General features: G+C 36.8%; 2 protein-coding genes. Both read left to right on the top strand.

Going from position 1 to position 2,540, the window contains the following annotated elements; all coding sequences use genetic code 11:
- Nucleotides 1-137: 137 nt before the first annotated feature.
- Complete coding sequence (gene istA, locus ACY3XC_RS28620; protein WP_464871562.1) at nucleotides 138-1,679, top strand: IS21 family transposase; 1,542 nt, start codon at nucleotides 138-140, stop codon at nucleotides 1,677-1,679.
- Between the two features lie 5 nt (nucleotides 1,680-1,684).
- Nucleotides 1,685-2,437, top strand: a complete 753-nt coding sequence (gene istB / locus ACY3XC_RS28615) for an IS21-like element helper ATPase IstB (RefSeq protein ID WP_464871560.1) — start codon at nucleotides 1,685-1,687, stop codon at nucleotides 2,435-2,437.
- Nucleotides 2,438-2,540: the final 103 nt, after the last annotated feature.

Raw genomic sequence — 2,540 nt, 5'->3', positions numbered from 1 at the left:
TGTAACTGCTAAACTATTATTAACAGTTTCCGCCAGATAAGTTTGAACACTTTTTTACCAAATTAATCCTCTACTAAGCTATGATAAAGCTATCATCATTTGTTTAGTTGGAGGGTATGAGAAAGGTGGAAAAATTAATATTGTTTCTGGAAATTAATCAATTAAGGGAGAAAGGTTTTAGTAGATCTGCAATTGCTAGAAAACTGGGTATTTCGAGAAATACAGTCAATAAATATTTAAAAATGACATTCGAGGAAGCAAAAGATTGGGCAGCCTCTCTTGGTAGTAGAACAAAGAAATTGGATTCATATCAGGATAAAATATTAAGTTGGCTAAAAAAAGATCCGGACATGTCTTCAGCTCAAGTGGAGGATTGGTTAAAAGAGCATTATCCTGATTTGGTGATTGGAGGAAGCACAGTTCGAAATTATGTAAGTCATCTTCGAGATGTTTACCATATTCCTAAAGTTTTACATGTTAGATCATATGAAGCAATAGAAGAATTACCGATGGGAAAACAAATGCAGGTGGATTGGGGTGAAATAACGGTTAAGAATTTAGAAAAGAAGGATGTAAAACTATATTTTATTACGTTTGTTCTGTCGCATTCGCGATTTAAGTATGTGGAATTTTTGGATAGACCTTTTACTACAAGAGATACCATTAGATGTCATGAAAAGGCGTTTCAATTTTTTGGAGGAATGCCAAAAGAGATTGTGTATGACCAAGACCATCTAATTACGGTAAGCGAAAATGCTGGTGATATTATTCTAACGAGTGAATTTCAAGCTTACAAGCAAGATAGAGGTTTTCGAATTTATTTATGCCGTAAGGCGGATCCGGAAAGTAAAGGTCGAGTTGAAAATGTGGTGAAATATGTGAAATGGAACTTTGTGAAACACAGGATATTTTCAAATCTAGAGAATTGGAATGAGAAGTGTATTGCATGGTTGGAAAGGACGGGGAATTACAATGTACACAATACAACAAAAAAGAGACCGGTAGAAGTGCACGCCCTCGAAAAGCAACACTTAAAGCCAGTCTCTCCCCTACTCTCTTTCGAGAGCAACCTTGGTTCTAGTATAACAAGAACTGTCCACAAGGACAATGTTATAAAATACAAATCTAATCGTTATTCACTCCCATTAGGAACTTATCGCCCTAGGGGAGAAAATAAGGTCTATATAGAAATTCAAGAGGAAAACCTCATTATTCGGAAAGAGCCGCAAGGGGAAGTATTAGCTAAACACAAAATATGCCATGGGAAAGGGGAATTGATAAAGAATCGCCAACATACAAGGGATCGCTCAAAAGGAATTCAAGCATACAAGGAAACTGTGATTCGTCAATTTGAAAATCAAGATAAGGCTGAACGGTTTATACATGAGGTAGGATACCGGTATCCAAGATACATACGTGATCAACTTCAGGTCATACAATACGCTATTACCCATTTTCGATCAGTCATAAACGAAGCCCTAGATGTCTGCATTAAAGACCAACTTTGGAGTGGCAATGACCTTCGAGATATTGCCCAACATTTCGCAAGACTAAAGGAAACAGAAACTCCTAAAGCACCTTCGATACAAAAGTCTAAAACGATTAACCCCGCAATAAAAGCTACGGCAGCAACTAGGGATGCGGAACAATATATCAAAATTTTAGGGGGCGTTTCATAATGACCGTGACTAAGACGGTACAGCTTCTTCAAGAGCAATTCCGCCATCTCCGAATGACAGAAGCATCGGATGAACTGCCGATATTACTTCGTAATGCGGAAAAAATGTCTTGGACTTATCAAGAGTTCCTTCAGGAACTTCTTAAGTACGAGTTAAAAAGACGGGAAGAAAAAAGTGTGGAAAAGAGGCTCAAGTGGGCAAGGTTTCCTTATCATAAGACATTAAATGAATTTATTATTGAAGAGCAAGTATCTTTGAGTACCAGACAATTAAACCAATTAAGGGAACTTAACTGGTTGGAACAGCAGTACAATATAATCCTACTGGGGCCGCCTGGGGCTGGGAAGACCTTCCTTGCGATTGGTTTAGGTATTGATGCCGTTCAAAAAGGATATAAGGTTGTCTTTTCAACTATGGGCGAACTTGTGCAACTATTAAAAACAGAAGAATATATTCAAAAATCGAAAGTGCAGCTTAAAAGATTAAGAGAAGCTGATTTGGTTATTATTGATGATTTAATGTATATGGCAATGGATCAACGCGAAGCTAATCTTTTCTTTCATTTAATAAACCATTTATATGAACAAAGTTCCATTATCATCACCTCTAATAAAGGTCCTGAGCAATGGGTGGAATTGATGGGAGACCAGGGAATCACTACCGCAATTTTAGATCGATTGCTTCATAGAGTAGAGGTAATTCAATTAAATGAGAATGACAGCTGGAGATTAAAACATCGCTCAACAATTTTTAATTAATCATCCCCTAGCCTATGAAAAATAGGTGGGGGAATATAAAATCATCATAAAAAGTGTTCAAACTTAATTAGCAAAAAGTGTTCAAAACTACTTGACGGTTACA

Source organism: Bacillus sp. CZDM1 (assembly GCF_055502545.1).
Note: the sequence above shows the minus strand (reverse complement) of the source record. Positions and strands in the feature narration are given on the sequence as shown.